The organism is Cellulosimicrobium cellulans, from assembly GCF_007679345.1.
Taxonomy (GTDB): domain Bacteria; phylum Actinomycetota; class Actinomycetes; order Actinomycetales; family Cellulomonadaceae; genus Cellulomonas; species Cellulomonas cellulans_A.
The window spans coordinates 1-266 of sequence record NZ_VEGH01000042.1; the positions used below are offsets into that span (position 1 = coordinate 1).

General features: G+C 76.3%; 1 pseudogene. It reads right to left on the reverse strand.

Going from position 1 to position 266, the window contains the following annotated elements:
* A pseudogene (locus FS882_RS20735) lies at window positions 1-266 on the reverse strand (HNH endonuclease); the annotation flags it as partial.

Here is a 266-nt window from a genome sequence, read left to right on the forward strand (position 1 = left end):
CGGTGGCACAGGGGTCCGAGGTTGTCGGCGTCGGTGCGGCCCAGGGGCGCGTCGGGGTCGGCGCCCGGCTGAGGGTGGAACTCCTGGGTGTGGTCGAGGTCGCAGCCGCACGCGGGGACGGTGCACCCGGGTGCGGCGCAGGTCCCGTCCCGGGTGCGGACGAACTCGTCGAGCGCGGCGGGTGGTCGGTAGCGCTGGCGTCCGACGTCCAGGACCTGGCCGGTGGTGGGGTCGGTGATGATGCGCCGCCAGGTGCCGCCGTCGGC